This is a genomic window from Streptomyces sparsus, from assembly GCF_054776295.1.
Map to the genome: position 1 here is coordinate 1 of NZ_BAAHCA010000551.1, position 3,313 is coordinate 3,313.

Sequence of the window (3,313 nt, forward strand, 5' to 3'; positions counted from 1 at the left end):
CGGCTCGACGTCGAGGGCGGCGTCGTTCGGTCAGCTCGGCCGGTCGGGACGGTCGGACGGAAGGGTGTCCTCGGGCCGGTCGGGGCGGAGGCTGCTGTCGGCCGGGGCGGTGCGGTCGGCCAGGGCGGCCAGGGTGCCGCGGAGGTGGCGTTCGCTCGGCCGGTTGTGGGGCAGCTTGCCGAGCAGGACGGCCATGCCGCAGGTGTCGGTCAGCGCGGAGAAGACCAGCCCGCTCGCGACGCCCGCCGAGAGCCAGCGCGCCGCGGGCAGGCGGCGTCCGGCGACCAGCCCCAGCAGGACCAGACCGCCGGCGGTGAACCGGACCTGTCGCTCCATCGCCCAGCCGGTGCGTGCGCCGGCGGGACGGTGCAGGTCGTGGCCGCGCTCGTGCCAGGCACCGGTGCCGCCACTGAGCGTCGCGGCTTCGATGCCTGCGGCGGAGAGCACCCGGCAGGCGTCCGCCGAGCGGTTGCCGGAGGCGCACACCACCAGCAGGTCTCCGCGTCCGGCGGCGGCCCGCAGCACGGGCACCGCCTCGTCCAGCCGGTCCAGCGGGATGTTGTACGCGTCGGGCAGGTGGCCGGACGCGTACTCGGCGGGGGTGCGGACGTCGATGACGACGAGTTCGTGCAGCCGGGCGCGGGCTTCGTCGGGGGCGAGTGCGGGGAAGCTCATGGGGATACCTCGGCAGGTCGGGGGACAGGGTCGGGACGGGGTCTCCACTCCGGGGTAGGATACCCCTAGGGGTATTGAGAGGAGTGTGTCGTGGAACTCGCGATGGCAGCGGACGAGCTGAAGACGGTGGTCAACCGGCTGCGTCGAGCGCAGGGCCAGATCGCCGGCATCATCAAGATGATCGAGGACGGGCGGGACTGCGAGGACGTGGTGACGCAGCTCGCGGCTGCCTCCCGGGCCCTGGACAAGGCCGGTTTCGCCATCATCGCCACCGGCCTCCAGCACTGCCTGGCCGACGGCGACGGCACGTCCGACGAGGACCGCGACCAGATGCGGGCCCGGCTGGAGAAGCTCTTCCTCTCCCTCGCCTGAGGGGCGCCTGCCGTCATCCTCTGGTGGCCCACCGCCCGTCCCCGCGACCGTCGTGCCCGGCCACCCGCCGTCCGGAGGGTGGCGGTGGTCACCGCACGGCTTCGTCGGAGACCACGTCCAGCCCGGCGGCCCCGGCCTCGTCGACGCCGTCGTCCACGGCGACCACCTCCCGCCCCGCGGCCTCCAGCAGCGAAGCGGCGACGGCCGCCCTCAGCCCGCCCGCGCAGTGCACCCACACCGTGCCGGGCGGCACCTCGTCGAGCCGCTCGCGCAGTTCGTGGACGGGAATGTGCACCGACCCGGCCAGGTGCCGCCCGCGCTCGCTGTTCCGCCGCACGTCCAGCACCACCACCTCGTCCTCCGCCGCACGGTCCGCCCCGCAAGCTTCGGCGAGTTCGGCGAAGGTGGCCCGGCGGTGCGTGGCGAGACGGCCGCCGTCGGGCACCCAGGAGCGCGGATCACCCGTCGCGGCAGCGGCCGGCCGGTCGATGCCCACCGCGGCCAGTTCCCGCTGGGCGTCGGCGAGTTGCTCCGGGGACTCCGCGAGCAGGGTGACCGGCCTGCCCCACGGGATCAGCCAGGCCAGGTAGGTGGCGAGCTGCCCCTCGGCCTCGAAGTTGTAGGTGCCCGCCACGTGACCGCGGGCGAAGGCGACCCGGTTGCGGAGGTCAACCACCCACTCCCCGTCGGCCAGCCGGGCGGCGATCTCCGAGGCGTCCGCGGTCCGGGGCGGGCGCAGGTCGAGCGGCGGCGGGCCCGCGGCGTTCACCGGCCCGACGTGGGCGTAGTAGGCGGGCACGTCGACCAGGCCCGCCAGCAGGTCGGCGACGAAGGTGTCCTCGTCCTTCAGCAGCGCCGCGTTGGCGGCGCGCTCCTTGCCGATGGTGCTGTCGTCGCCCTCCGTCTGGCTGGACGAGCAGAAGCTGCCGAAGCCGTGCGTCGGCAGCACCGCCACGTCGTCCGGGAGCAGGTCCGCGAGACGACGGGCCGAGGCGTGCTGGGCGCGGGCCAACCGCTCGGTCAGCCGGGGCTCCACCAGGTCGGGCCGGCCGACGGTGCCGATCAGCAGCGAACCCCCGGTGAACGCGCCGATCTCCCGCTCGGTGTCGGCCAGCACGTAGGAGGTGTGGTGCGGGGTGTGGCCCGGGGTGGCGACGGCCCGCAGGGTGAGCCCGTCGTCCACCGGCACGGTGTCGCCGTCGGCGACGGGCGTCCGCTCGAACTCCACCCGCGCACCGGCCGGCACCAGGTGGCGGGCGCCGGTGAGCCGGGCGAGTTCCAGACCGCCGGACACGTAGTCGTTGTGCACGTGCGTCTCGACGACCAGCGTGATGCGCACGCCGCGCCGTTCCGCCGCCGCGATCACCCGCCCGGGGTCCCGCGGCGGATCGACGGCCACGGCGGTGGCGGTCCCGCCGGCCAGGTAGCTCCGGTTGCCCAGTCCCGTCAGCTCCAGGGTGTCCACGAAGAACACGGTGCCGCTCCCTTCAGATGGAGGTACGCCCGGGGGTATCTGTGGTCAGCGTAGCCTATTACCCCCGGGGGTATATTGGAGGTGTTCCGCACGGGGTGCGGAACCCGCGCCGCGCTCATCGCGACGACCCGCCCACCGCACCCGCCCAGACGGGTACCCGCAGGGCACGCCCGTCACGGAACGGGCGACACGAAGGAGGAACGATGCGATACGACCGGACCGTCCGACTGGACGGAACCTTCGAGGACACCGTGACCGCCGTACGGGAGGCACTGGCAGAACAGGGGTTCGGCGTGCTCACGGAGATCGACGTGACCGCCACGCTGAAGCAGAAGCTCGGGCACGAGATGGAGGACTACCTGATCCTCGGCGCCTGCAACCCGCCGCTCGCCCACCGCGCGCTGGACGTCGACCGATCCATCGGCCTGCTGCTGCCCTGCAACGTGGTCGTCCGGAGGGAAGGCGGACAGACAGTCGTCCAGGCACTCGACCCGCACACCATGGTCACACTCACGGGGTTGCCCGAACTTCAGTCGGTCGCCACCGAGGCCGCCGACCGCCTCGACGCCGCCCTCGCCTCCCTGGCCCCCGCCTGAGCCGCCGCCGCGACCGGGGCGTGCGAGGACCGGCCTGTGCGCGTGTCTTGAGCGACCGGCCTGTGCGAGCGGCGGTCGCCCCGGGTGACTCGGACGGCGCGGGCCCGTCCGGGAGAACGTGCCGGGGCTCGTTCCGGCACGGGGGAGGCCCCGGCGACATGGCGGCGGCACCCGCCACGGCACCGGCCGCGCGGCG

At 74.2% G+C, this 3,313-nt stretch carries 4 protein-coding genes; 2 read left to right on the forward strand and 2 right to left on the reverse strand.

Annotated elements, in window-relative coordinates; translation table 11 throughout:
• Nucleotides 1-30 precede the first annotated feature (30 nt).
• Nucleotides 31-675 (reverse strand): rhodanese-like domain-containing protein, encoded by a 645-nt coding sequence (locus tag ACYVE9_RS20015; protein ID WP_461029264.1) that lies wholly within the window; start codon nucleotides 673-675, stop codon nucleotides 31-33.
• A gap of 90 nt (nucleotides 676-765) precedes the next feature.
• Between ACYVE9_RS20015 and ACYVE9_RS20020 the strand changes: the two genes are divergently transcribed.
• A complete protein-coding gene (locus ACYVE9_RS20020) occupies nucleotides 766-1,047 on the forward strand; it encodes a metal-sensitive transcriptional regulator (RefSeq protein WP_461029265.1) in 282 nt (93 codons plus the stop codon).
• 88 nt (nucleotides 1,048-1,135) lie between these two features.
• Here the strand turns inward: ACYVE9_RS20020 and ACYVE9_RS20025 are convergent, their stop codons facing one another.
• Nucleotides 1,136-2,521, reverse strand: a complete 1,386-nt coding sequence (locus tag ACYVE9_RS20025; protein WP_461029266.1) for an MBL fold metallo-hydrolase — start codon at nucleotides 2,519-2,521, stop codon at nucleotides 1,136-1,138.
• Nucleotides 2,522-2,724: 203 nt separating this feature from the next.
• Here ACYVE9_RS20025 and ACYVE9_RS20030 point away from each other — a divergent pair, with 203 nt between their 5' ends.
• Nucleotides 2,725-3,117, forward strand: a complete 393-nt coding sequence (locus tag ACYVE9_RS20030; protein WP_461029267.1) for a DUF302 domain-containing protein — start codon at nucleotides 2,725-2,727, stop codon at nucleotides 3,115-3,117.
• The last annotated feature ends 196 nt before the right edge of the window (nucleotides 3,118-3,313 follow it).